General features: G+C 46.8%; 25 protein-coding genes. 13 read left to right on the top strand and 12 right to left on the bottom strand.

Features of this window, described 5'->3' with window-relative positions:
• Positions 1–5: 5 nt before the first annotated feature.
• Entirely contained in the window at positions 6–1028 is a 1023-nt protein-coding gene (locus ACLSU7_RS06245; RefSeq protein WP_413294697.1) for a hypothetical protein, read from the bottom strand.
• Positions 1029–1115: 87 nt separating this feature from the next.
• On the opposite strand from ACLSU7_RS06245, the gene ACLSU7_RS06250 reads away from it, so the two are divergent.
• Complete coding sequence (locus tag ACLSU7_RS06250; protein WP_413294698.1) at positions 1116–2456, top strand: dihydroorotase; 1341 nt, start codon at positions 1116–1118, stop codon at positions 2454–2456.
• A complete protein-coding gene (locus ACLSU7_RS06255; RefSeq protein ID WP_413294699.1) occupies positions 2456–3115 on the top strand; it encodes an inner membrane-spanning protein YciB in 660 nt (219 codons plus the stop codon). The genes ACLSU7_RS06250 and ACLSU7_RS06255 overlap by 1 nt, the downstream gene beginning before the upstream one ends.
• Here ACLSU7_RS06255 and chrA read toward each other — a convergent pair.
• From chrA to ACLSU7_RS06280, 5 genes are all read right to left on the bottom strand, one after another.
• Positions 3112–4275: a chromate efflux transporter gene (gene chrA / locus ACLSU7_RS06260; protein WP_413294700.1), complete on the bottom strand. Its 1164-nt coding sequence runs from the start codon at positions 4273–4275 to the stop codon at positions 3112–3114. The two genes, ACLSU7_RS06255 and chrA, sit on opposite strands and share 4 nt — an antisense overlap.
• Positions 4276–4298: 23 nt before the next feature.
• Positions 4299–5048, bottom strand: coding sequence for a tRNA-uridine aminocarboxypropyltransferase (locus ACLSU7_RS06265; protein ID WP_413294701.1), 750 nt, complete (start codon positions 5046–5048; stop codon positions 4299–4301).
• A gap of 6 nt (positions 5049–5054) precedes the next feature.
• Positions 5055–5867 (bottom strand): enoyl-CoA hydratase-related protein, encoded by an 813-nt coding sequence (locus tag ACLSU7_RS06270; protein WP_413294702.1) that lies wholly within the window; start codon positions 5865–5867, stop codon positions 5055–5057.
• Between the two features lie 10 nt (positions 5868–5877).
• The gene (locus ACLSU7_RS06275) at positions 5878–6657 is read right to left on the bottom strand and encodes a PilZ domain-containing protein (RefSeq protein ID WP_413294703.1); all 780 of its coding nucleotides are present in this window, start codon (positions 6655–6657) and stop codon (positions 5878–5880) included.
• A gap of 106 nt (positions 6658–6763) precedes the next feature.
• Complete coding sequence (locus ACLSU7_RS06280) at positions 6764–8299, bottom strand: S8 family peptidase (RefSeq protein ID WP_413294704.1); 1536 nt, start codon at positions 8297–8299, stop codon at positions 6764–6766.
• Between the two features lie 167 nt (positions 8300–8466).
• Here ACLSU7_RS06280 and ACLSU7_RS06285 point away from each other — a divergent pair, with 167 nt between their 5' ends.
• Entirely contained in the window at positions 8467–9258 is a 792-nt protein-coding gene (locus tag ACLSU7_RS06285; protein WP_413294705.1) for an undecaprenyl-diphosphate phosphatase, read from the top strand.
• A gap of 13 nt (positions 9259–9271) precedes the next feature.
• The gene (locus ACLSU7_RS06290) at positions 9272–10435 is read left to right on the top strand and encodes a mechanosensitive ion channel family protein (protein WP_413294706.1); all 1164 of its coding nucleotides are present in this window, start codon (positions 9272–9274) and stop codon (positions 10433–10435) included.
• Positions 10436–10465: 30 nt separating this feature from the next.
• On the opposite strand, the gene ACLSU7_RS06295 is transcribed toward ACLSU7_RS06290, so the two are convergent.
• Positions 10466–11335, bottom strand: a complete 870-nt coding sequence (locus ACLSU7_RS06295) for a hypothetical protein (RefSeq protein WP_413294707.1) — start codon at positions 11333–11335, stop codon at positions 10466–10468.
• An 85-nt stretch (positions 11336–11420) separates the two neighbouring features.
• Entirely contained in the window at positions 11421–12038 is a 618-nt protein-coding gene (locus ACLSU7_RS06300; RefSeq protein ID WP_413294708.1) for an ATP-dependent Clp protease proteolytic subunit, read from the bottom strand.
• Positions 12039–12312: 274 nt separating this feature from the next.
• Between ACLSU7_RS06300 and ACLSU7_RS06305 the strand changes: the two genes are divergently transcribed.
• On the top strand, positions 12313–13560 hold the full coding sequence (locus ACLSU7_RS06305) for a trypsin-like serine peptidase (RefSeq protein WP_413294709.1): 1248 nt from the start codon (positions 12313–12315) through the stop codon (positions 13558–13560).
• Between the two features lie 94 nt (positions 13561–13654).
• Here ACLSU7_RS06305 and ACLSU7_RS06310 read toward each other — a convergent pair whose 3' ends face one another.
• The gene (locus ACLSU7_RS06310) at positions 13655–14893 is read right to left on the bottom strand and encodes a hypothetical protein (protein ID WP_413294710.1); all 1239 of its coding nucleotides are present in this window, start codon (positions 14891–14893) and stop codon (positions 13655–13657) included.
• Between the two features lie 358 nt (positions 14894–15251).
• Here ACLSU7_RS06310 and ACLSU7_RS06315 point away from each other — a divergent pair, with 358 nt between their 5' ends.
• The 3 genes from ACLSU7_RS06315 (at position 15252) to rdgB (ending at position 17505) form a co-directional block, all read left to right on the top strand.
• Positions 15252–15995: an N-acetylmuramoyl-L-alanine amidase family protein gene (locus ACLSU7_RS06315; protein WP_413294711.1), complete on the top strand. Its 744-nt coding sequence runs from the start codon at positions 15252–15254 to the stop codon at positions 15993–15995.
• 159 nt (positions 15996–16154) lie between these two features.
• A complete protein-coding gene (gene rph, locus ACLSU7_RS06320) occupies positions 16155–16886 on the top strand; it encodes a ribonuclease PH (RefSeq protein ID WP_413294712.1) in 732 nt (243 codons plus the stop codon).
• Positions 16887–16902: 16 nt separating this feature from the next.
• A complete protein-coding gene (gene rdgB, locus ACLSU7_RS06325) occupies positions 16903–17505 on the top strand; it encodes an RdgB/HAM1 family non-canonical purine NTP pyrophosphatase (protein WP_413294713.1) in 603 nt (200 codons plus the stop codon).
• 112 nt (positions 17506–17617) lie between these two features.
• Here the strand turns inward: rdgB and ACLSU7_RS06330 are convergent, their stop codons facing one another.
• On the bottom strand, positions 17618–18940 hold the full coding sequence (locus ACLSU7_RS06330; RefSeq protein ID WP_413294714.1) for an SUMF1/EgtB/PvdO family nonheme iron enzyme: 1323 nt from the start codon (positions 18938–18940) through the stop codon (positions 17618–17620).
• A gap of 342 nt (positions 18941–19282) precedes the next feature.
• Here ACLSU7_RS06330 and ACLSU7_RS06335 point away from each other — a divergent pair, with 342 nt between their 5' ends.
• The 5 genes from ACLSU7_RS06335 to ACLSU7_RS06355 all read left to right on the top strand — a co-directional run bounded on the left by ACLSU7_RS06335 (position 19283) and on the right by ACLSU7_RS06355 (position 23848).
• On the top strand, positions 19283–20230 hold the full coding sequence (locus ACLSU7_RS06335; protein ID WP_413294715.1) for a ribose-phosphate diphosphokinase: 948 nt from the start codon (positions 19283–19285) through the stop codon (positions 20228–20230).
• 92 nt (positions 20231–20322) lie between these two features.
• On the top strand, positions 20323–20982 hold the full coding sequence (locus ACLSU7_RS06340) for a 50S ribosomal protein L25 (RefSeq protein WP_413294716.1): 660 nt from the start codon (positions 20323–20325) through the stop codon (positions 20980–20982).
• 81 nt (positions 20983–21063) lie between these two features.
• On the top strand, positions 21064–21633 hold the full coding sequence (gene pth, locus ACLSU7_RS06345; protein ID WP_413294717.1) for an aminoacyl-tRNA hydrolase: 570 nt from the start codon (positions 21064–21066) through the stop codon (positions 21631–21633).
• A 45-nt stretch (positions 21634–21678) separates the two neighbouring features.
• Positions 21679–22779: a redox-regulated ATPase YchF gene (gene ychF / locus ACLSU7_RS06350; RefSeq protein ID WP_413294718.1), complete on the top strand. Its 1101-nt coding sequence runs from the start codon at positions 21679–21681 to the stop codon at positions 22777–22779.
• A 220-nt stretch (positions 22780–22999) separates the two neighbouring features.
• The gene (locus ACLSU7_RS06355; RefSeq protein ID WP_413294719.1) at positions 23000–23848 is read left to right on the top strand and encodes an outer membrane protein OmpK; all 849 of its coding nucleotides are present in this window, start codon (positions 23000–23002) and stop codon (positions 23846–23848) included.
• Positions 23849–24094: 246 nt separating this feature from the next.
• Here ACLSU7_RS06355 and ACLSU7_RS06360 read toward each other — a convergent pair whose 3' ends face one another.
• On the bottom strand, positions 24095–24907 hold the full coding sequence (locus ACLSU7_RS06360; RefSeq protein WP_413294720.1) for an ABC transporter permease: 813 nt from the start codon (positions 24905–24907) through the stop codon (positions 24095–24097).
• On the bottom strand, positions 24907–25839 hold the full coding sequence (locus ACLSU7_RS06365; RefSeq protein ID WP_413294721.1) for an ABC transporter permease: 933 nt from the start codon (positions 25837–25839) through the stop codon (positions 24907–24909). Before ACLSU7_RS06365 ends, ACLSU7_RS06360 begins: the two co-directional genes overlap by 1 nt.
• Positions 25840–25858: the final 19 nt, after the last annotated feature.

Below are 25858 nucleotides of genomic sequence, written 5' to 3' on the forward strand. Positions count from 1 at the left end.
ATGACCTAACTTTTCTTGTTAACGAAGTTTTCAAACTCATCCATCAATTGGCTGTCTTCAGTGGATTTCCCGGCAGCGGCTTCACCTTTTCCGGCTTTCTCTGCGACGGAATCAAGGTCCTTTTTTTGGTTCTCTACAGCTGCTGCGAACTCTTTCATCAATTCGTCGTCGATAATAGATTCAGATTCTGCGGGAGCTGCGGGTGCTTCGCTAGCCGCAACTTCAGGAGCTGGTTCCGCGGCTGGAGCAGATGCTGCTGCTTCCGCTTCGGCCGCCGCAATCGCCGCATCCACATCGGCTTCGGTAATTGCTGGTTCCGCTGCAACTTCAGGAGCCGGAGTTGGTTCTGGTGTCGGCACTGGAGTTGGAGCTGCTTCAGCAACGGGAGCCGCAGGAGTTGGAGCTGCCGGTGCTGGCGCCGCAGGAGCTGCTGCTGCGACTGGGGCTGCTTGTTTTAGACCCGTAATTTCAGTTTTAAGCTGTTCGTTCTCTTCTTTATAACGAGAAAGATCGGCGATATCTTCGCTGATGATTTCGTATTCGGCCAAACGAGCTTCAAGGTCTTTAATTTTATTATCGAGTTCCGAAGTATCAACTGCTGCGGCAGCGGAGGCGGCTTCTCCCCCACCTGCTGGTGGATTTGCCTGCAACTCAGCAACTTTTTTCTCGGCGATCTGCAGTTCCGCACGGAGCACTTCAAGTTCTTTGATGTTTTCAGAGAGGCTCACTTTAAGCTGTTGAACTTCTTCAGGGGACTCACCGTGACCCGCAGCGCCGTCTTTAAACGCAGCTGCCAAGGCTTCATCGCCTGTTTTTGGTGCATGACCTTGGTTATCCAAAATCTTTTGCAGTGTTTTTTCCAGCTGAGCTGAATCTAATCCGCCACCCAGGCCTGATTCAGCATCTTTTTTGCCGAAAAATCCGCGATATCCCACGAAAAGACCCAGCAGAATAATTGCTGCTACTAAGCCTTCAATGATGGCCACATTGTGCTGACTGAAAAAATGGAGGATTTGGTCGATTGTCACAATCCAAATTCTCGTCTATCAGCCGTTTGTCGTCAATGCTAGACCTTTGATCCAGTCTGGTGGTACAGTCCCCTCATTGAGGTGTCTATGTACGACATAATAATCAGAGGCGGAACATGCTTACTTCCCCACCCCTCCAACATCGGTCTGATCGAACAACAGGCCGACATCGGAATTAGCAACGGCCGCATCGTTAAAATTCGCGAAAAAATCTTCGACTCTGCCCCGTGCATGATCGATGCAACTGGACTCCATATCTTGCCTGGCGTGATCGATAGCCAAGTCCATTTCCGCGAACCAGGTTTAACTCACAAGGAAGACCTGGAAACCGGTACCAAAGCAGCCGTCTTGGGTGGAGTGACTAGCATTTTTGAAATGCCCAACACGAATCCTGCCACAACCACGGTGGCCCACTTCCAAGATAAATTGGATATGGCAAAAAACCGTGCCCATGCAAACTATGCGTTCTTTGCCGGTGCTTCTCACGACAATGTCGGTATTCTGCAGAACCTCGAGATCCTGCCCCATTGTTCGGGTATTAAAATCTTTATGGGAAGCTCTACAGGAAGCCTGCTGGTTGAGGACGATGAGACGCTGGAAAATATTTTAAATCAGGGCCATCGTCGAGTCATCGTTCACAGTGAAGACGAAATGCGCTTACGCGAACGCCGCCATATTGCGGTTGAAATGGCCGATGTTCACTATCATCCGGTATGGAGAGATGTTGAAACTGCGGTAAACTCCACCCAACGTTTGCTACGTTTGGCTCGTAAAACCGGTCGCAAGATCCACGTTTTGCACGTATCCACTGCTGAAGAAATGGATATCTTGCAAAACGCGAAAGACATCTCCACTGTCGAAGTTCTGCCTCAGCATTTAACTTTGTATGCTCCTGACTGTTACGACCGCTTGGGAACTTACGCGCAACAAAATCCCCCGATCCGTGAAAAACGTCACTTGGATCGATTGTGGAAAGCTTTGCAAGATGGAACTGTGGATGTGATCGGTTCAGATCACGCTCCTCACACTCGCGAAGAAAAAGACCGCGCTTACCCGGCAAGTCCTTCGGGAGTTCCTGGTGTACAAACGCTGGTTCCAATCATGCTAAATCATGTGCACGAGGGCCGCTTGTCTTTGCAAAAATTCGTAGAGCTTGTCACTGAAAACCCTTGCCGCGTGTTCGGTGTAAAAAACAAAGGCCGCCTGCGCGAAGGTTATGATGCGGATATCACGATCGTGGATCTGAAAAAGCAGATGACGATTGATAACTCGTGGATTGCAAGCCGCTGCGGATGGACTCCATTCCATGGCATGCAAGTCACTGGTTGGGTAACTCACACCGTGGTTTCTGGAAAATTGGCGCATGCTCATGGCGAAATCGTGGAAGCACACTCTGGAACGCCAGTGAATTTCGAGGGTACTCTTTAATGCAGCAGAATTCTGCCAAATCTAAAGCCATGGCGGTTTTTTTCGCCGGGCTTTTACCCGTTATTGCCTTTACTGTTATTGAGGACCAATACGGCACTATCGCGGGCTTAATCGCCGGGATGGTATTTGGTGTAGGTGAAATCTGCTTTGAACTTTACAAACACAAGCGCGTGCAAAAGATCACTTGGATTGGTAACGGATTGTTACTTGTCCTCGGTGGTATCTCTTTAATTTCCGATGAAGGCATCTGGTTTAAAATGCAACCCGCCATCATGGAAGCTGTCTTTGCAATCGCTTTGTGGGTTTCGTGGTTTATCAAAAAGCCTTTGATCGTGGTTTTAGCCGAACAACAAGGTCAGAAACTTCCTGAATTCATGAAAACTCGAATGAGCGGCATGACTTTCCGAATGGGGATTTTCTTTGCCGCGCACGCCGCTCTTGCGGTGTGGGCCGCTCTTTATTGGAGTTCGAACGCTTGGGCTTTGCTTAAAGGTGTCGGCTTAACCGTAAGCTTAATCGTGTACATGCTGCTGGAAGTTTTACACATCCGGAAATCTGCGATGAAAGCACTAACCCCTGAACAAATCGCCGACCAAATCAAAAAGGTCCAAGGAGAACAGCAACAAGTCGCGACTCCCCACACCACTCCGAAAAACTAAACCTCAAGAATGAACCCTGCGACGGCGCCGAGGATGACAATGGCCCATGATGGGGCTTTTGCGAACATCAAAAGTGCAAAACAAATCACAGCTAAAATAAAATCTTTTACTGTGAAAATGGCGCTGGTCCAAACTGGATTGTAAAAGGCTGCGATCAGTAGCCCCACAACTGAGGCATTAACTCCAGCAACCGCGAAACGCATTTGTTTGATGTGGCGGAGCTTTTCCCAAAACGGCAGCGCGCCGAACACCATTAAAAATGACGGTAAAAAAACTGCGAGTAAACAGGCAGCGGCGCCGGTTGCTCCGGTTAGATTTGTTGTTAAGATGGCACCAAGATATGCAGCGAATGTAAATAAAGGCCCCGGCACAGCTTGTGCGGCTCCGTATCCGGCCATGAAGGCATCACTACTCACCCATCCGGGATTCACAACTTCCGCTTTTAGTAATGGCAGAACGACGTGACCCCCACCGAATACCAAAGAACCCGTGCGATAAAAACTATCGATGACTTTTGCTGACTCGTTCATCGAGCCCAGAATTGGAAGAATGAAAAGCAATCCTGCAAACAGAACCAGTGAAATCACACCTGCCCGATGACTTAACGGAACTCGAATCGAGGTTTGCGGAAGACTTGAAACATTTTTGACCAAGATCATGCCCAGCACCGCACCAAGTACGATCACACCGATTTGTGCTAACGCCGAAGAAAATGAAATGGCGATGGCTGCAGCGATCACCGCAATGGCAGCACGCTTAATATCAGGCGTAAGATTTTTAGCCATGCCCCAGATGGCTTGTGCGACCACTGCCACGGCGACCACTTTTAAACCATGAAGCCAACCGCTGGATAAATTTCCGCCTAAGGCTGAAACTCCGATTGCGAACACCACTAGTACAATCGCTGAAGGCAACGTAAATCCCAGCCACGCAGCGATGGCTCCGGGAATCCCCGCACGGGAAAGCCCAATGGAAATTCCCACTTGGCTGCTCGCAGGTCCTGGTAAAAACTGACAAAGCGCTACGATATCGGCATAGGAATGGTCATCGAACCATCTTCTTTTTTCGACAAATTCTTCACGGAAATATCCCAGATGGGCAATCGGTCCGCCGAATGAGGTGAGCCCTAATCGCAAGAAAATCCAGAACACTTCAAACACTTGTCCCAGATAAACTCCGATCCTTAAAAAACTTTTCCAGTCAGACCCAATTGCTTCTTCAGATCACGACTGTACCTAAGATGTCTTGGTTTGGCTTCGCCACTTTTAGCACACTCGATTTGGCGCTCGACCATTTTATCAAAAACATAAAGCAAGTCATCATGTCTGCGGGAATGAATATAAAATCCTAACGATTCGCCGACAAGTTCGATTGTTTGATGAATCGCTTCGATCGTAGAATAGCAAAAAGACTTAGGCTGCTTGCGCACGCGAAAATTAGAAGGTTTATCAGGAGAAAAACAAATGCGTTGAATGGTCTGCAAATTCGTACTTTGACGAATGGTTTTAACCGCTGTCGCCCAGGTCCCATCGATTACAAACAAAGTTAAACGTTTTCCTTGAGGCACCAGTTCGGATTTTTCAGAGACACTCATCTCGCTTAAATTCGCAGAGTTTTTCCCCGGATAAAGCATCACACAATGACGACTCGGATCCTGTAAAAGCTCGTTCACTTCCGGATCATTGGTATAATCCTGCCCTCGTATCAAAAAAGAATTATCTAACACCAAATACGACATGCGTCCCGTGGCGATTCTGCGTTTCATCTCGATCGGATGAATCAAAATCACCACATCCATTCCAGGATCAAAGGATTTTACATGTTCGCAGTAACAGCTAAAAGATGGCTGCACACAAGCATCACAAAGCTCCCGATAAACGGGACCGGTGTTTTTTAGTTTTTCTTTATTGGATAAATACGTTTGCAGATCCATCAAAGATTACTTCCCGCTGAATTCAGGGGATTTCTTTTCTTTGATTGCTTGCAAAGCGATGAAATGATCTTGAGTTCTTTGGGTAATCCCTTGATACGCGGCAGCTTGCTCCAAAACATTATTGGAATCTTGCAGGTACGCGGCCTTCATCAATTTCTTAGTCATTTGCATGGCAACCGGGGCATTGGCAGCGACTTTCTCTGCCACTTTTTCCGTTTCAGCAAGTAAATCGCCCGAAGCAAAATAGTTCAGAAGTCCCCACTTAAAGGCTTCCTCCCCCACAACCAAATCAGCCGTTAATGACATTTGCATCGCGCGAGAGTAACCAATCACTCTTTGTAAAAAGAAACTGCCACCGTCACCCGGAACCAAACCCAGCTTCACGAACGTTTCGCCAAACTTGGATTTATCAGAACCCACACGCAGATCGCACATCATCGCCAGATCACAGCCCGCACCAATCGCGGCCCCATTCACCATGGCAATCAGTGGAGTGGAAAGTTCTTCGATGCATTTTGGAATTTGCTGAATACCGTGGATATAGCGCATGCGAAGCTCGTTTGGCTCCCCCGCAAACATCCCGGTTTTATTTTCCATGGCTTTAACGTCTCCGCCCGCACAGAAATTTGCACCCTCGCCGGTTAGGACGACCACCCGAACTTCAGAATCAAAATCAGCATGGCGAAGAACTTTGGTCAAAGAATCGATCATCTCGTAAGTGATCGCATTGCTTTGTTCAGGATTATCCAAAGTCACCCACAGTTGATGTTTCTTTAAAGACACCTTCAAATGCGGGAAACTTTGCGAATAAAAAGACATTACTTGGATCCTATTTTTTAGGGAACAAGCCTTCTCGATTTTTGAAGACCTTTTTAAGCCAAACACCGAAGCTGTCTTCAGGTCCCGGCAAACGCTCCGGAACCATTTGGCCACGAGAATTTAACTTACTACAAAGTGCCTTCACTTCAGAAGGAGAATCCAACTCTTTATACTGGATGCCGTAACCATCACCCGTGGCTTTTTTGAAAACCACTGTGCCAAGGCCCTTATACGTGACACCTTCAAATTGCCACTCTAGGTTCACGCTTTGATCTTCAAAAAGATTCAAAGAGGTGCGAACGAACATACCACCTTTAGAGATATTGCTGATTTCGCCTTCAGAACCATTGACCATCACTGGATTCTTGAAAACGTATCGTGGAGCCGCTTCCCACCAGCGCATTCTTGGATCGAAGTAAACCTGGCGAACAGCTGGAACCACAAAGTAGGCAACAGCCAAAAGATCCACCACCAAAACACCCAAAAGATAGAAGAAGTTGAGCCAGCTCATGCTGTTGATGAAAGCCATCACGTTAGTGATAAAGATAATCAACAAGCAGCCAAGATAAGCCCAGTAAGACCAGCGTTTACAAAGGTAAATGAAGATCCCCGCCAGAATCGGCAAAAGAACATAAATAACCATGAACATCGGTGGAAGCACTTTTGTCCAAAAATACCACTGTGCTTCGAAGGTGCGTCCCGCTCGGACGGCATTAAAGATAAAGCTTCCAAGAGGCGCGATGATGTGAAGAAGTGCGAGTACGATGATGGCCCAAGGTTTTCTTTTCATATGACATTAATTATTAAGAAAGAATCGCATTCACACAACAAAAAAGAAAAGGGCTCCTAAATGGAGCCCTTTCTCAAGTAATCAAACTCTTATGTTTCTCGCCAAACTATTGTTTACAGAATGGAAGATCCGGTTTGATTTGGCAGATGATATCGCACATTGACTGATCGCCAATTGGGCAAGAACCATCGCCTGGGTTACCCGGGTTGCCTGGATCAGGATTACCTGGGTTTTGAGAAGCTTTTTTACCTACGTTGATATCCAATGTAGAAGCTGTTTTACCATCAGCATCAGTCACAGTGATAGCAGTTGTACCGTTAGAAGCCGCAGTGATAACACCGCTGTCGTTAACAGATGCAACGCCAGAGTTGCTGCTTGTGAATTTGAATGGTGCTTTACCGTTCAAGATCGCCAAGTTAACTGTTTCATTAGCTGCCAAAGTCGCTGCTGCTGGAACCACTACCATTTTCTTAGCCAAAACAGCGTCAACTGCGTTGAACGCATCAACACGGCAGTTACAAGCAGTTTGGATAGAAACTTTAGCACCTGTTGTTTGCAAGATCGCGCGGATCTGAGCACCCGTCAAAGAAGGGTCCTGAGATTTCATAAGCGCTACGATACCAGAAACAAGCGGAGTCGCCATGGAAGTACCAGACAAGTTGCCGTATTTATTCTTCGGCAAAGTGGACATGATATCTTCACCTGGAGAAGCTACGTGAACAGTCGCAGTCCCGTAGTTTGACCAAGATGGTTTCGCATCGCTAGGACCCGAAGCCGCAACCGTGATTGAGTTCGGGAAACCATTGTTTGCTGGGTAAACTTCAGTTGTATCGTTGTTTTTACCGTCATTGGCAGCAGCAGAAACGAAGATAACACCTTTATCGTCAGCGCGTTTGATAGCCTCAACAAGCGGAGCTGCTTGATTTCTTGGAATTGTAGCACCCCAAGAAGCAGAAATCACTTGCGCGCCTTTTTCAACTGCGTAGTCGATCGCTTTGATAGCGTCATTCAAATCTCCAGAACCGTTTTCGCCCAAGAAGCGAAGAGGCATGATAGAGATGTTTGGAGCGATACCAACGATACCACCATCAACCAAACCAGTCGCACCGATAACACCAGCACAGTGAGTACCGTGACCTGGGTTTTGGTAAGACGTTTTGTCCATTGGGTCGTTGTTTTTATCTTTAAAGTTGTAGCCTGCTACCATATTTGGAGACAAAGCTTCGTGAGTGTAGTCAACACCAGTGTCGATAACTGCTACGATGATGCCTTTGTTACCTTTGTTACCAGCACGTTGCCATGCTTTTTCAGCGTTAACTTTGCCCATCGCCCATTGTTCACGCAATGCAGCCGTGTCAACTGAGTGAGTGAATGCTTTCATTCTTGCATTCGGTACTACGTATTCGATGCCCGGTTGAGACAACAAAGTTGCCAAAACTTGAGCTTCTTGTTTTTTCATGATGTCTACTTTAACCAAGCTTGCGTTTTGATTGTGATCCATCACGTTCAAAGCAGAAGCCGATACCAAAGACATCGAGTTCATCATATTTAGAGCGCTCGTGTTGTTGTACTTAACCAAGTACTCGCCAGCAAATGCTTGCGACCCTACCAACATTGCACCCATTAGTAATGCACGTTTCATATTTCCCTCCGTGGTTATCGAAAATCATATTCGGATTTCTTACGAAAAACAGATATTTTTTAAACTACAGCTTATTTTAATGACACGCGTGATCGAAAGTTGAACACAGCAATGAAGCTTACAAGAATATTGCGGGCTGATGATCAACATTGAAACTCGAGGCATCTGTGAGCTATTTGCATTCTATTATTTTAGGTATCGTTGAAGGAATCACCGAGTTCCTCCCCATCTCTTCCACCGGTCACATGATCATCGCAAGCTCGATGATGGGCATCGAAGAAAACACATTTACCAAAGCATTTGAGGTCATCATTCAGTTCGGTGCGATTTTGTCAGTTCTGGTTTTGTACTGGAAACGCTTTTTACCAAACTGGGGTTTCTATAAAAAATTGTTCGTGGCTTTCCTGCCGACTGCCATCATTGGTTTTTTGGCGAAGGATGTGGTTGAGCACCTTTTGGGTAACGTACAAGTTGTTGCATGGTCGCTGATCCTGGGAGGCTTAGTGCTCGTGTGGTCCGACAAGGCATTCGCTCACCTGACAGCTGTGGGTCGCACCACCAACGATCTGACTTATAAAGACTCAGTGAAGCTGGGTTTATTCCAAGCGATTGCAATGATCCCGGGTGTTTCTCGTTCCGGCGCAACGATCATGGGTGGTTTGACGTTAGGAATGAATAAAAAGGAAGCGGCCGAGTTTTCTTTCTTCTTAGCCGTTCCAACGATGGCAGCAGCCACTTTGTATAAACTTTTAAAAATCTATAAAACCATCGAACCTCAGCAGATTAATATTTTGCTGGTGGGCCTGGTGGTTTCATTTATCGTGGCCATGATTGCGATCAAGTTCTTTATCGGCGTTGTCAGTCGCTATGGCTTTCGTGGTTTTGGTTACTACCGTATTTTGCTGGGTATCGTGATCCTGGTTTTGATCTATACAGGTCATGACCTGCAAATGAACTAATTGAGGTGATGTGATGGAAAAGTTCTTATTTGAAGGTACACAGTGGTTTTCTGCCGAGTTCACAGCCCTGTTAAAACATACCTATCTGGTGATGCCTAACTGGAAGTGGATTATTTTGATCGGCGGCATCGTTGCCGGTTTTGCCCTTCGTCCCATCGTTCAGTGGTGCTTTAAACAATTAAAGACCCACAACCCGATCGCTAAAAAGTTCGTTAAAAGCTTTACGGCTTATTTCTTTAGATTTGAAATCGAACGCCCGTTGGCGTGGATCTTTATCATCATTTTGTGGTTCGCAATTGATGATGCGATCGAAGTGACTGGAAAATTTGAAACGTACTACGAGTACATCCTAAAAGGTATGCTGGGTTTCCATGTGATCCGCCTGGTTTACTATAGCGTGGACGCTTTGGGTTTTGTCTTTGCCGATGTGGCTGCAAAAACTGAAAGCAAAATGGACGACAACCTCGTTCCATTCGCAACAAAAACGATGAAAGCCCTGGTCGTCATCCTGGGTTTCTTGTTGATCCTGCAAAGCTTCGGTTTAAACGTGATGTCTTTGATGGCGGGTCTGGGACTGGGTGGTTTGGCCTTAGCCCTTGCCGCTCAAGATACTGCTGCCAACCTTTTTGGTTCAGTGACAATCTTGATCGACAACCCTTTCCAATTGGGTGACTGGGTGAAAGTAAAAGACATGGAAGGAACAGTTGAGGAGATTGGCTTTAGATCCACTCGCATCAGAACTTTCTATAATTCCGTGATCACGATTCCAAACGCCATGATGGCGAAAGAAACCATCGACAATATGGGAGTAAGACCTTTCCGCCGGGTTCGTCAGATCATCGGCATCGCTTACGAAACGCCTCCAGATAAAATCAAAGAATTCTGTGATCGCGTTCGCTACGCCATTCGCCAGGAGTCTGTTGTTGTACCAGATACCGTGACCGTGAACTTTAACGGTTATGCGGATTCTCAGTTAAATGTTTTGGTGCAATTTCATCTTCAAGTTTACACCGGACCTGAAGAAATGGAAAAACAACAAGCAATCTTTATCGAGATCCTAAAAATTGCAGCGGAGCTAAAAGTAGATTTCGCCTACCCAACACAAACAGTTTACTACCGCGGCGGCGGCGAATCCGACCAACAACAACTGCAACAAACATCTGTTCAGCCCATGTAAAGAAAAAGGGACCTATCAAGGTCCCTTTTTTTATCTACGTTTCTTAATAAGAAAATCTACTTTATGTGCTATCCAGGGAACTATAAAAACCCATTGCACCACGGCGATGAAAAATAAAGTCAGCATTGCAAATAAACCAGAGTCGAAATCGCGCAAATAAGGAATCTCGCTCCACATAACGGAGAAGCATTCTATGACAAACAAAGAAACAGGAAAAGCCAGGGCTGCTAGCAATAGAGCTGGCAGGATCACACCTTCAAGCGACATCCAACTCCAAACTGCGGCCCATACTAAAATACCAGTTAAAATAAATAAACCGGCTTTTTGAAATAACCCCAACTTTTTCAATTCAAATATTTCTGTAAAACACTTTTTAACGACGGTAAATATCGACCACGTCTTCTGCCTCTCCTCAATTAAAGCGAAACCGCCTACTAAGTTCAAAGTCTCATCAACTATTTTTAACCACTGACCGGTTTCAACCGTTCTGTTGGGCACACTGACGCCAATTAGCCTACAATTAGCGATTTTTGGGATTCGAGAGTTTTCTGTTCCAACTTTCTGAGTCCTGTATCCAATAATCTCAATGTTGTGAATTGCTGGTCTAATGATGTTCTCCGAAAGATTCTCACTGTGGAAAATTTGGACATCATTTCCGGTGTGAATGCCGAGTTCAAAAATAATTGCGCTTTTCTTTCTTCTTAACGGCTGGATCGCTGAAGTAATCGCCATGCGAATTTCACTTTCATCTGAAACTGTATGCTGAATGACCGTAGCACCTAGAGCTTCGCATAAAGCTTCCGGCGTTATGATATTCGAATCAACTGCTCCCGTGCCAACTACAACAAAAAGACTAGGGCCATTTGGTCGCACGATTTTAACTTTTCTACACTTCTGCATTTAAATATCATTGTGTTTATGGATAGAAAACGCAACTTTTTAGCCCTCGAGAATAAAAAAGGGACCATCAAGGCCCCCTTTCTTTTTATCCGGCATTCTTTAAGATTCTCTTCTTTCGCGACTCGATCACTCCATCAATCAAACCCAACCCCTTAGCTTCGAGAGCGGTCATATTATGATCGCGCTCCATCAGCTTCGTCAGTTGTTTGGCGCTTTGACCGGTGTGTTCGGCGTAAAGGTCGATTAATTTCTTTTTCGAGCGCACGAGTTCACGCGCGTGGATTTCAATATCACTCACCTGCCCACCGATGCCGCCTTCTCCTAAATGCGGTTGATGAATCAGGATGCGGCTGTTGGGCATGGAAAACCTTTTTCCGGGTGCGCCTGCCGAGAGCAGGAAAGAACCCATACTGGCAGCGACACCGATACAGTAAGTTGCGACATCGCATTTGATATAATTAATCACATCATAAATCGCGAGCCCCGCCGACACCGAACCACCGGGTGAGTTAATATATAGATGGATATCCTTATCAGGGTTATCTGATTCCAGAAATAGCATTTGTGCGATCAGTGCGTTTGCAACTTCATCCGTTACTACAGAGCCTAAAATCAGGATGCGGTCTTTTAATAGGCGCGAGTACACGTCATAAGAACGTTCGCCGCTTGCGGTGCTTTCAATAACATAGGGAATTGTGGCCATGGTTTCTCTCCTTTGAGTGGACGTGAGTAGGAAGACTTCGTTTGCCTGAAGGATTATGTTGCAATCCGCGTGCGCAGAACTGCGCAAGAGAAAAGTGATTCAAGATGATTCACTGAATTTGTTAGCTCCAAACAAAGCGAAAGAGACCTTGCCACGCTCACTCATGGAATACCGCGGGTCAGACTTTTTAGGGCAGCGACAGAGCCGCTCTTGGGCTCTTATAAACTGTCGCAACTAGCTTTTGCAGGTTTCAATAATCACCGATAAGTTATCTGTGAAAACCTTCATGATATTTTCCATTCTCATTTTGATACAGAGCCCGGCGAGTGCGAAACCAGCACCCTATCCGGTGACCTGTGAAAACCTGGATGCCTGCCCAGAACCCGTGGTGGGACTTATTCAGGATGGAAAATCAGTTTGTACCGGAGTTTTGGTTGCTGAAGACACCGTGGCGACGAATCTGCATTGTATCCCGGAAGACATTCGTCAAAACGATGCTTCTTGTAAGGGCCGCATTGTTGTGACCTTCCCCGCTTCTCGCAGCCGGGAAGAACAACATGAAGATTGTGAACAGATTAAATTTATTTCTTCGCCGCTCAAAGACACCCCCCTAACTCCAGACTGGGCGATCTTCAAATTAGCTAAAAAAGCTCCCCGCATGCATGCGCCGATCAACACCAGCGGCTTTTCTGATGGTGAGACTGTGACGATGTTTAAGATCGACCCGACTGACAAGGGCACCGGTATCTTACGTAAGGTCACTTGCCCCGCGATTCAAAACTCTTTGGCGAATCCGTTCTTTACCGGAGTTAAAAGTCCGATCATCGCGATGGTTCCTTGCGAAACCATGAAAGGTAATTCCGGATCCCCATTGATGACTTCTTCGATGGAAGTTAAGGGCCTTTTAAACTCAATGGGGACTGCCGCGGATGTGAATCTTAAGAAAGCCCCGTTTTATCACGTAAGCTTTGGCTCTAACTTTGCGTGCTTGAATATTCCGGGGCTCGCAACAGCAAGCTCGCCGCATCCTGACTGCAATAAAACGATAGTTTCTGAAAGCATTCGCGGAGCCACTGCAAGCCTGATCAGTCGCTTTACTGATCCTTTGATGAAATCATTCAACGCCGACGTCAACGCGGAACTTAATAAACTTCACGCGCAGAGCAAATACGTGGTGTTGTGGGATGTTGATCAAAAAAACAAAGCCTTCGACGGCATTCAAACTCGCGTGAGTGACGTGACCTTTAAACCTTCGTGCATCAACTTTAAAAAAGACAAGCTGCGCGCGAAGCAAGGCTTACAACACGGCCTGGTGACTTATAATTTGGAATATCTGGAATGGGGCTTAGAGATTCATCTGGATGACAGCGGCAGGCCCCGTGCCGATTTAGTTCCCAAAAAAGCACAGTCGAACTTAGTCTTCAGCCCGGCTCACCTAACAACGGGTCAGCCAGTGAACTTTAAACACGGCAGCCAATCTTATACTCTGCCATTCTGCGAAGATGTAAAAGACAAGAAATAGCTAACAAGCTGATTAACGCACCTCTTCTTGGTAGCGCGGAAATAAAAAACCCCGGTTCATCACCGGGGTTTTTATTTTAAGCTTTAAAACTTAATTACTTTTTCTTTTTCTTAGCTGGAGCTGCCGGAGCCGCCGCTGGTGCATTCAAGTTTACACCTGCTGTGCTTGCTCTGATTTTAGCGGCTTCAACTTGAGCTTCAGCGGCTTCAGATTCCGCTTTCACTGTTTCAGCGCGGATCTTTGCGTCTTCAGCTTTGTTTTTTGCATCTTCCATGCGAGAAGAAATTTGCTCTAGCTCTGCTTTAGCTTTTTCAGCTGCTGCTTTGTATTTAGCAAGCTCTGCGTCAGCTTGTTTCGCTGCAGCTTCGTTATCTTCGATAGACTTTCTTGCACGAGCCAACTCTTGGGAAGCTTTAGCTTCTTCAGCGCGGTACTTCATGCGGTTGTCTTCAAGCGTTTGTTTTGCTTTTGCAGCTGCTTGCTTAACTTTTTCTTCGTCTTTTTTGATGTCGTTCAACTTTTTGCGCTCGTCTTCAGCTTGAGAGTTCAGCTTTTTAGCTTCTTCTGTAGCCGCTTTCAATTCGCCTTCAGTTTTTTCAACCATTGCTTTTGATTGCTCTTGTTGAGCTTTCAAACGAGCCATCTCTGCTTCAGCTTTAGATTTTTCAGCTTCGGCACGAGCAATGTCTTGCTTGGCTTTAGCATCACGAGCTTTGCTTTCAGCAACGGCTTTTTCAACCAACAATTTAGTTTTAGAAAGATTTTGAGTCGCTTTTGCAGATTCAAGTTTCGCTGCATCAGCTTCTCTCGTAGCTTTCATACCCGCTTCAGTCGCGTTAGCTGCCTGTTTCTCAAGATCTTTCGCTTGAGAGTTCATTTCGGAAGCTTTCTTTTCTTCAGCTTGTTTATGAGCTACAGCTTCTTCAAGAACCTTTTTTTGCTTTTCAGTTTTTTCCTGAGCGGCTTTGCTGCGAGCGATCGCTTCAGCTTGTTCTTTTTCAGCTTTGTTTTTATCACGATCGTGACCAGCTACTTCAGCCTTTAGCTTTGCGATGTCGCGCTCGGCATTTGCTTGATCTCTTTTTGCTTCTGCTTCAGCGTTACGTGCTTTAGCAATAGCAGTTTGTGCTTCAGAGCGTGCCTTATCACGGGCTTTACGTTCTTCTTCCGCACGGCGTTTCGCTTCGGCAGCTTCAGCCTTTGCGCCTTCAGAATCCGCAATTGCCTCTTCGGCTTCAATTTGTTTGCTGTCGGCTTGTGCCATGGCTCTTGTAGTCGCTGTCGATGTGATCAGTGCTGCAACAAGAAGAATTCCCAGTGATTTAGAATGCATGTCTGTCTCCTATAGATGTTATCTAACAGGAACTTAGGATATATGCATTTTGGGCAAAAAAAAAGCGACCAGGATGGGGGGGGAGGGTCCTGGTCGCAAGGGGGGGTTGCTTTAGTACTAGAGCAATGGAGGTGCCAAGCGAAGATTATGTTCAAATCAAATTAAACAGCCCTCGGTTCACTACCACTGTCGAGGTTTTAGACGAAGAGCGCCCTTTGTCGGCCCAACTCCTAGCCTTCCTACTGGATCAAAAAAAACTCGGTCTGACTGGACTCGACAGAACTGACGGCAGAATTTCTACTTATAGAAGATGATCTCTCTCAAAACGAAACAGACTTTTTGTGCTCTGCTGCTGAGTATGTGGGCAACTCCTGCTCTCGCCTCTTTTCATATCGTCATTGACCCGGGTCACGGGGGTGTTGATAAGGGAGCAGTTTACAATTCGATCCGTGAAGCTGAACTCGTTTTAACGGTCGCTCAAAAGCTGCAAACTCTTTTAAGCAAAGATGAAAACTTCACTGTCACCATGACTCGCGAAAAAGATCGCGCCATCTCGCTCCCCGAGCGCGTGAAAACAGCTGAAAAAGCCAATGCAGATTTGTATGTGAGCCTTCACGCCAATGCAGCCTTGGATCAACGGGCTCGCGGAGTGGAATTTTTCTTTCAAAACAATATGCCTTCTGATGAAGACAGTCTGTTTTTAGCAAATCAGGAAAATCAAGCCATCATGAATGCCCGCGACCTGCACACGATTTCTGGGGGCGACGAACTTTCCAAAAAAGGGGATATCGCTGCGATCGTTGAAGACCTCCGCCGTCAAAACCGCATGTTCTCAAGCCTGCGCCTGACGAAAGCGCTGACGACGATCTGGGAAAACGACGAAAACGCTATGCAGGCTACAATCAAACAGGCTCCCTTTTATGTGATCTCCAAGACCTCTATGCCTGCTGTGTTAATTGAGATTGGCTTTATTTCGAATCCGCGCGAGGCCAAACGCCTCCAACAGAAGGATTATCAAAAAGATCTCGCCGAAAAAATCTATAACGCCCTCGTCTCATACAAAGAAAAGATGGACAACTCCTCGGCCAAGAACTTAAATTAGGGGCCTCTAACCATTCTATAGAGGCTGATCAAAAACATTCAGATGCAAGGCGGAGGGAGCGAACCGCAGCGCAGGCGTACTCCTGGTACGTCGGAGCGAGGACCGCACCCGACAACGCCGCAGATGGATGTTTTTCATCAGCCGCTTCAAGGAGTACCTATGCGCAGCGACGGCCGTCTGTTTGATCAATTAAGAAACATTAAAATTACACCGAATGTTGCTGAATACGCTGAAGGCTCTGCTCTTGTAGAATTTGGTAAAACTAAAGTGCTTTGCACTGCAAGCTACGAAGCGAAAGCTCCGCAGTGGTTGGTGGGAACTGGTGCTGGCTGGGTGACAGCAGAGTACGGTATGCTTCCTCGCGCGACTCACACTCGTAACAAACGCGAAAAATCTTTGAACTCGGGTCGCACCCAAGAAATCTCTCGCTTGATCGGTCGTTCTTTGCGCGCCGCTGTTGATTTGAAACAATTGGGCGAGAAACAAATCATCATCGACTGTGACGTTTTGAATGCCGATGGTGGCACGCGCACGGCTTCGGTCACTGGTGGTTACGTGGCTTTAGCACTCGCTCTTAAAAAGCTTGCGGCGGTCAGCGAAATCAAATCCATGCCATTGATCAATTACGTTTCTGCGATCAGCGTGGGTCTTCACAATGACAATATTTTGTTAGACTTAAATTACGACGAAGACAGCGCCATTGGCACCGACATGAACTTTGTTATGACTGACAAAGGGACTTTCATTGAGGTTCAAGGCACAGCGGAACACATGCCATTCACTCGTCAGCAATTGAACAAGATGATGGATGTCGCCGAAAAAGGTTGTCGTGAACTATTCATTCACCAGGCAGCGATCGTGGGCGAAGCTTACCGTTTGGCTGGCGTTTAAATAAAGGAGTTTGTAGATGGAACTTTGGATTGCAACTGGCAATAAAGGCAAACTTACCGAATACCGCATTCTTCTAAACGAAGTGGCGGATCTAAACCTTCATCATCAAGGTGAAATCGCCTCCTTCACTCCCCGCCCAGAAGACGGCAAAACATTTTTGGACAACGCCCGTATCAAAGCTAAAACTTTGCGCGCCGTTAAAAACAATGTTTGGGTTTTAGGAGAAGACGCAGGACTTGAAGTGGAAGGCCTTAACAATCTTCCAGGCATTCACTCCGCTCGCTATGCAGGCCCGAAAGCTTCTGACAGCGAAAACGTTTCGAAACTTTTGAAGATGATCACTTTGAAGCCCATGGCAAACAAGAACGCGAAATTCGTTTGCACGACAGTTGTCTACACGCCAACTGGTGAGGAATGGGTTTTCACCGGCGAGATGAAGGGCACGATCGCTTCAAAACCTGCCGGTTTGCACGGTTTTGGTTATGATCCTGTGTTCATTCCGGAAGGACAAACGCAAACTTTGGCAGAACTGGCGAGCGGTTTCAAAGCGCAACACTCTCACCGTGCTCAAGCCACGAAACAATTCTTGGCGAAACTTAAAGAAACTGGAAATATCTAAAAAAATAAAAAGCCGATCGCAAGATCGGCTTTTTTGTTAAACGCGCTAAAAAAATTTTCGATACGTTCAAACTGAAACGCGCTGAATTCGGTACGTGCAAAAAATTAATTTTCTAATACTGTCCGGGAGTCGCTACACAACGGAAGCCGACGTTTTGAATACTGATGCCCCACGAAGCTGGAGCCTGCACCTCATTGGCTGTAATGTCGCCAATATTTGCAGTGAAGATTCCCACGGTGCCTCGGTTGTTAACACAGTTGGCTCCCCCGCGAATCACTTTACCCGAACTGCCCCCGAATAAATTTCCCATAAAAACATCTTTCTTAGGGGTATCGGTCATACCTGTGAAATCCAGCATCGCTTTCGAGCCGGGTTTCACGTCCCAGTTATTGTTATGATAATTACGCCCATACGGTGACGACAAATCAGGAGAGTAGGAATTGCCATAAATAGTGTCGCTCACCCACTCCCAAGCATTGCCGCCGAAGTCCCAAATCACTGAACCGCTCGCAAGAACAAAGGTACGGCGTTCTTCGTCTTTGCTTTTTCCGGTTCCGTCGTAAGGATTTGCGGTGTTACTTACAGCGATCGGCTCGCTCCAGCCAGAGTAATAACCGGTATACAGATTTCCGGAAAGCTTGACTCCACCCGTCCAGTTTTCTCCGCGATTATAAATCTCCAGAGCTGTCGCATTCCACTCTGCATTCGTCGGCAAGCGGTACGTAATCCCGAGAGCTGTACAGGCAGCTGCAGCCGTTGCCTTCGTCGCAATCCACGGCTTACCCGAAGCCGTGGATACCGCAGAGCCGGAACTTTGTTTCATTTCAAATTTAGCGATACAGAACGCCGAAGTTCCCAGCGAAGAATTCGCACCTACCAATTCAAAATTCGTCGGACACTTCATCACAGGAGCTGGTGATGGCGAAGGACTTGGGGAAGGTGATGGTGAAGGGCTCGCTGTAGGAGATGGCGTCACCGTCGGCTCAGGTGATGGACTTGGCGAAGCCGTCGGAGAAGGCGTCACGGTGGGTGCCGGTGTGACCGTAGGTTCCGGGGAAACAGTTGGTGATGGTATGACAGTCGGTTCCGGAGAAGGGCTCGCCGTTGGAGAAGGCGTGACCGTCGGTGACGGTGTCACAGTAGGTTCTGGTTCCGGCGAAGGAGCTGGCGAAGCCGTTGGCGACGGAGTAACCGTAGGAGCCGGTTCCGGGTTCACTGTCGGAGCCACAGTTGGTGACGGTGTCACGGTTGGTTCTGGAGAAACAGTTGGAGAAGGTGTCACAGTGGGAGAAGGAGAAGGCGTCGGCACTGGCGACTGCGATGATTCATCTGGAGGCGCTGCAACTGCTCCACCGCTTGAGTCTCCGCCCGAGGAACAAGAAATTAGAAGACTTGTCAAAGACGCATAGACAAGACCCGTGATCAAACTCTTCATTTCAAAGTTCCTTTATAAGATTCAAGATTTCTTATGCTGTTACGTCTTATTTTTACCGCTTCTTGACATTTTTCAGAGAAAGTTTTGCGTTCGAACACCAAATGTAGACCAAGGCCTTTGGAGATTGGGCTAGCACTCTACTCCCCCGTCTGACGAATGTGAGCCATCCGCAAGTACGATTTCTTCTTACCCGCTGCGGCCAAAACCCGCTAAAACTGCTTATTTCTTCCGCTTTTTAGAATAAAAAACGTTCCTAACTTTACTCTGTAATAACGGTTTGTTAGTGTCCTCCAAACATAACCCTATTCCGACACTGTCGGGTCAACTCTGGAGACTTGAGTAATGATGAAGGGCCTTAAACTATTTACCGCTAATTCCAATCCTGAGCTGGCAAAGAAGGTGGCTGCGGCTGCCGGAATCGAACTCGGTTACTCCGAGGTCAGCACTTTCGCCGACGGCGAAATCCAAGTAGAAATTCATGAAAGTGTTCGAGGTCAGGATGTCTTTGTGATCCAAAGTACATGCCCTCCAGTGAACCAAAGCTACATGGAGCTTTTCGTGATGTTGGACGCTCTTCGCAGAGCTTCGGCAGCTTCCATCACGGCCGTGATCCCGTATTTCGGGTACGCACGCCAAGACAGAAAGGTCGCTCCTCGCGCCCCTATCTCTGCGAAACTAATGGCGGATTTGATCACGACGGCCGGCGCTGACCGCGTGGTTTCCGTGGATTTGCATGCGGCTCAAATCCAAGGCTTCTTCAACGTTCCCGTGGATCACTTGTTCGCGATCCCTACCCTGGCTCGTGCTTGGCGCGAATCCCACGGTATTGGCTCTGACTTTGTTGCAGTGAGTCCCGATGCCGGGGGAGTGGAAAGAACCCGCGCCTTTGCAAAACGCATCGAATCCTCCATGGCCATCATCGATAAACGCCGTTCCGGCCCCAATGAGGCAAAAGCGCTTCATTTGATCGGGGATGTGACTGGAAAAACTGCCGTGATCGTGGACGATATGATCGATACGGCTGGAACACTTACACAAGCAGTTGACAGTCTCTACAAGAATGGGGCAAAACGTGTGTTCGCTGTTGCAACGCACCCTGTTTTATCAGGCCCTGCCATCGCCCGTTTGAAGGACAGCCCGATCGAAAAAGTTTGGGTGACCGACACGATTCCGTTATCGGAAGCAGCGAAAACCTGCGGGAAAATTGAAGTGGTATCCGTAGCTCCAGTTTTGGCTGAAGCGATCAAGCGTATCCACGGAAATGATTCTGTCAGCAGCTTGTTTGATTAAAAATTACTCTGACGAAGTCGGAGTGCAGAACAGAAATGCTCCCACAAGGAGCGATTACTAACAATCCTCTATCGGACTAGAAGGAAGACAAAATGAAAAACAGAATCGAACTAAACGTTGAAGCTCGTCAAACTGGTAAAGGTAACAGCCGCGAATTGCGCGTTAACCGCCAAGTACCAGCAGTTATCTACGGAGCTATCTCTCCAGTTAACGTAACTGTATCTGAAAAAGACATGGTTAAGTACAACACTCGTGCTTACGAAAATGCTCTTTTCAACCTAAAATCTACTGAGAAATCTGCAAACGGTATCGTTGTACTTGTTAAAAAAGTTGACGTTCACCCAGTTTCTCGTCGCCCACAACACGTTGATTTCTACGCTCTTGATCTTAAAAAAGCAGTTCGCGTTAACGTTGAAGTACGTCTTGAAGGTAAACCAGTTGGTTTGTCTGAAGGTGGTATGTTGAACGTAGTTAACCGTCAAATCGAGATCGAAGTTCTTCCAACTGAGATCCCAGAATTCTTCACAGCTGATATCTCTAACTTGGCAGTAGGCGACGCTCTTCACGCATCTGACGTGAAAATCACTGGCTCTGCTAAATTGATCTCTTCTGCTGACACAACTATCGCAGTTGTATCTGCTCAAGAAGAAGAAGCTGCTGCTGCTCCGGCTGCTGCCGCTGCTCCAGCTGCTGCACCTGCTGCTGCTGCGAAAGCTGCTCCAGCTGCTGCAAAACCAGCTGCGAAAAAATAGTTCTAAACTGTTGCAGTTCCAAAAAGGCGGCTCCCTCAAAAGGGCTGCCTTTTTTTTTGATTACGGCTTAACGAGGTATTTATGTCTTCATGGTTGGTTGTAGGTCTTGGAAATCCTGGCGGAGAGTACAAACTCACTCGTCACAATATCGGATTCATGGCTGTGGATTATTTCATGCAAGGCCTGGGTAATCCCTCTATTAAAAATCAATTCAAAGCCGAAGTGGCGCAAGCAACGTGGCAAGGTCACACTCTCTTTTTCTGCAAACCCCAAACCTACATGAATCTTTCTGGCGAGTCGGTGCAGCCTTTGATGGGCTATTATAAAATCCCTCTGGATCACCTGATAGTGATTCACGACGACATCGACCAGCCCTTCAATCAAATGAAGATTCATAAAAACCGTGGTCACGGCGGACACAACGGAATCAAAAGTATCTCGCAATTGATGGGAACCCAGGACTATGCCCGACTCAAACTCGGCGTGGGCCGCCCGGAAAATCCGAATTATCCTGTTGCAGACTACGTTCTGGGGAAATTTACGAAGGAAGAGTTCGATAAAATGCCGGACTTCCTGAACAAAGGTATCGACGCAATTGAGAGCATCATTCTAGATGGCATTCAAAAAGCTTCGACAAAATTCAACGGGTAAGCTACATTTCCCCGTGTTATAATTTAGTTCTTTTAGGAGTTACACATGGCTTTACAAGTCGGTATCGTCGGTCTTCCGAATGTTGGTAAAAGTACGCTTTTCAATGCGTTGACTTCAGCTAAGGCTGAGGCTGCCAACTACCCTTTCTGTACAATCGATCCGAACGTGGGCGTTGTAACAGTTCCAGATCCTCGTATGGATAAAATCACTTCCTTCATCAAGCCACAAAAAGTAATTCCAACTACTATGGAATTCGTGGACATCGCAGGTATCGTAAAAGGTGCCTCTCAAGGTGAAGGTTTGGGGAACCAATTCCTTTCTCACATCCGTCAAACAGACGCTATCGTTCACGTGGTTCGTTGCTTTGACGACCCAAATATCGTGCACGTTGCGGGTTCTGTGGATCCAATCCGTGACATCGAAATCATCAATACAGAGCTTTTGCTAGCGGACTTGGATTCAGTTGAAAAACGTCTTCAACGTATCGAAAAACAAGCTAAGAACTCCACTGACAAGAAATTGAAAGCGGAAGTTGAAGTCGCTAAGAAAGTTCTAGAAGCTTTGGGTAAAGGTCTTCCAGCTCGTTCTGTTACTTTGGACGATTTTGAAGCGTCTCTTCTTAAAGAAATGCATTTGTTGACTGCTAAACCCGTTCTTTACGCTATGAACGTTTCTGATTCTGATTTCGCAGCTGGTGGTAATGACTGGACTAAATCCGTTATCGCTCGCGCTGCTGAAGAGAACAACAAAACGATCATGATCTGTTCTGCGATGGAAGCAGAGATCGCATTGTTGCCACCTGAAGACCGCGCAGACTTCTTGGCGGCTTTGGGTGCGGAAGAGCCAGGTTTGAACCGTTTGATTCGCGAAGCTTACACGCTTTTGGGTCTGCAAACATACTTCACTGCCGGTGAAAAAGAAGTTCGCGCTTGGACAATTCGTGCAAACACGAAAGCTCCACAAGCAGCGGGCGTGATCCACACGGATTTCGAAAAAGGTTTCATCCGTGCTGAAACTTATCACTGCGAAGACTTGTTCACTTACAAGTCCGAGCAAGCGGTCAAAGACGCGGGTAAATACCGTGTCGAAGGTAAAGAGTACGTCGTAAAAGACGGCGACGTTTTATTCTTCCGCTTCAACGTTTAGGTGCCAGGCACCTTTTGCTTCACTCACTGCATAAAGGCTCTCACTCGAGAGCCTTTTGTTTTTTCGATCACATCACATTTTCTAATCACAAAAGTTAACAAATATTCCCATTTACCAAAAAGGTGCCTGCCACTTTCTGGGGATGCAGTGCGGACGGCCTTGACCACATCTGCTGTGCGAACCTACAGTCACTGAACTCGTTCGTTGCTCAGGAGAATTTATGATTCAAAAGATGTTCAGTACGTTGTTGTTTGTATTTGCGCTCTGCCCGATTCAATCTGCCTTTGCCGCCAAAGCCACTGACGGTGACATTCATAAAGGTGACTATCGTTGGTTGCAGTTCAATCTGATGCAATCAATCGACAACAAGATTCCTTTCGAAAATCAGCAAGACACATATTTTGAGATGGAGTTTGGTGGACGCTCTGGGATCGTGGATCTTTATGGTTATTTGGATATCTTTGATATTTTGAATTCTCCAAACAGCGATCGTCATGGTGATACTTCTCAATCTTCAACTCAAGACGATAACTTCTTTTTCAAATTCGCTCCCCGCTTTTCTTTGGATTACATGACCGGCCACGATCTGACTTTGGGTCCGGTGCAAGAGTGGTACGTGGCGACTTTGTTCAACGTGGGCGACCGTGCTTTGTTTGAAGAATACATTGGTTTTGGTTCTGATATTCAAATCCCGTGGCTGGGTAAATTGGGTGCGAATTTGATGGCTCGTCACGTGCGCGAAAATTATGGCGCTTCTGATGAGGGCGAATGGAATGGTTATATCCTTTCAACGAACTGGTTTAAGCCCTTCGTGAATTTCGAAAACCAATCCTTCATCACTTGGCAGGGTTACCTGGATTATAAATTCGGCGCTGACAAGATTGCTGACGATGTGAATCGCACAAGCTGGTCGCTAGAGTGGTTCAATGGTATTTACTGGCACTCTAAGCAGTATGCTGCAGGGTACGGGCTGAAGTACTATCAGAACATGGCTTTGTTCAAAAGCGGTGGCTTTGCCGGGGAAACTTCGGGCTTTGGTCACTACTTGGATCTGACTTATAAGTTTTAAGTTCAGGATCACAAAATCATTTAGATACCCAATAAAACGGCCTCTGATAACGGGGCCTTTTTTTGCAATTAAGGATTTGCAATATCCACTGCCGCTGCGGAAGTGGATATTGCAGCTTCGTTAAGAATACTTTTTTAAATCTTGAAACAGCTTTTCCAATTACTGGAAAATGGTTTTCCACTTCACTGAATAAAAAGACTTGCGCCCGCATCGGGGCGACTAGCGTTCGAACGACGTTCACCCGGATTACGACTGCTCCCGATTATCGATCAAGATGTGAAAGCTCCAGACCGTCAGGAACAACACCAAGCTTGGGAATAAAATCAGGTGCGGAAAGCTTGAAAGAGTCTTCCATCCTTCACTCACCAAAATACCCCAACTGGTATAGGGAGGATGAACACCGATCCCGATAAAGCTCATAAAGCTTTCATACAAAATGTTGGTAGGAATCTGCATCGCCACCAAAACCGACAAAGTACTTCCGATATTAGGCAGGATGTGACGAAGTAAAATATGCGGACGATTACCACCGACTGCGATCGCGGCTTCGACAAAGGGTTTGCGTTTCGTTTCAATGACCATGCCGCGAGTTACCCGAGCCATGTTAATCCAATGGGTAAAGGAAATCCCCACACACAATCCGACCAAAGCCGCCCACTGCGGATCTGCGATGGGCAGAATCACCTGCACGCTTAAGCACAATACGGCTACCAAGATGAAACTTGGAATTGCCATGATGATGTCACAAAAACGCATCATCATCCGATCCAGCACGCCTTCAAACCACCCAGCGACTGAGCCATAAGTGAAACCAATCAAAAACGTTAAAATCGCGCACACAACACCGACGGTCAAAGACACACGCGCACCCAGCAAAACTCGCGCAAACAGATCACGACCCAAAGAGTCTGTACCAAACCAATGAGCCCAAGAAGGTGCCAGCAGAATTTGATCCACATTTTGCTCAAAGCCTTGGGTGAAAACAAACGGACCGATCAACACCGCTAAAATCAAAACGCTTAAAAAAGAAATCGCCAGAATCACCGAAGGACGTTTCATCACATCTCCTCCTGAATTCTTGGGTCCACGGCGCGCATTAAAATATCAATCACGGAATTCACGATAATCAGCAACGTGCCATAAAAAAGCGTCAGGCCAACGATCAATGTGTAATCGCGATCACCCAATGCCATAATGAACTGCCCGCCTAATCCTGGAATCGCAAAAAGCATTTCTACCAGGAACGAGCCCGACAACAAACCCACAAGCAAAGGCCCCAGATAACTTAAAAATGGAATCATCGAATTGCGAAGCACGTGGTGAAGCAGGACATCGCCCTCCTCCACACCTTTGGCTTTGGCAGTGCGAACGTAGTCTAAGCGATAATTCTCTTTTAAGGATGTTTTCAGCAGACGAACCAAAGAGGCCATGGGACGCAGACTTAAAGTTAAAACCGGCAAAATATAATGTACGGGAGAAGTTAAGAAAGCCGTCGGCAAAAGATTAAAATAGAAACCAAACAGGTAAATCAGCAAGGGTCCCCAGAACAGACTGGGTAAAGAAATAAACGTAATCATCAACTGATCCACTGTCTTTTCGAATAAGCCCCCACTGTAACGCTGAGATAGCAGCGCCAAAGCAAAAGCCCCAACGATAACCAGCACCAATGAAATCAGATTCAGACTCAGAGTATTGCTAAAGCCATTGGCAATCATCGTTGAAATTCGCAAATCAGGGTGAGCCATCGACACACCCAAATCTCCACGAACCAAGGAAGCAAAGTATTTAGACACTTGGGCGACGGTAGAATCCTGAAGCCCCCACTGCTCAGTCAGGGCCGCACGAACCGTCGGATGAAGAGCCGCCTCATTATCAAAGGGCCCGCCAGGCAGCGCCTTCAGCAACAAAAAACTAAGCGCCACTAGCACCGCCAGTGACGCAATAATCTCAATCGCCTTATTAAGTAAAAAACGCACCCAGTTGTTAATCAATGCTGCTCTCTTAGACGAA

The sequence above is a fragment of the Bdellovibrio sp. HCB185ZH genome, assembly GCF_047302455.1.
GTDB lineage: Bacteria > Bdellovibrionota > Bdellovibrionia > Bdellovibrionales > Bdellovibrionaceae > Bdellovibrio.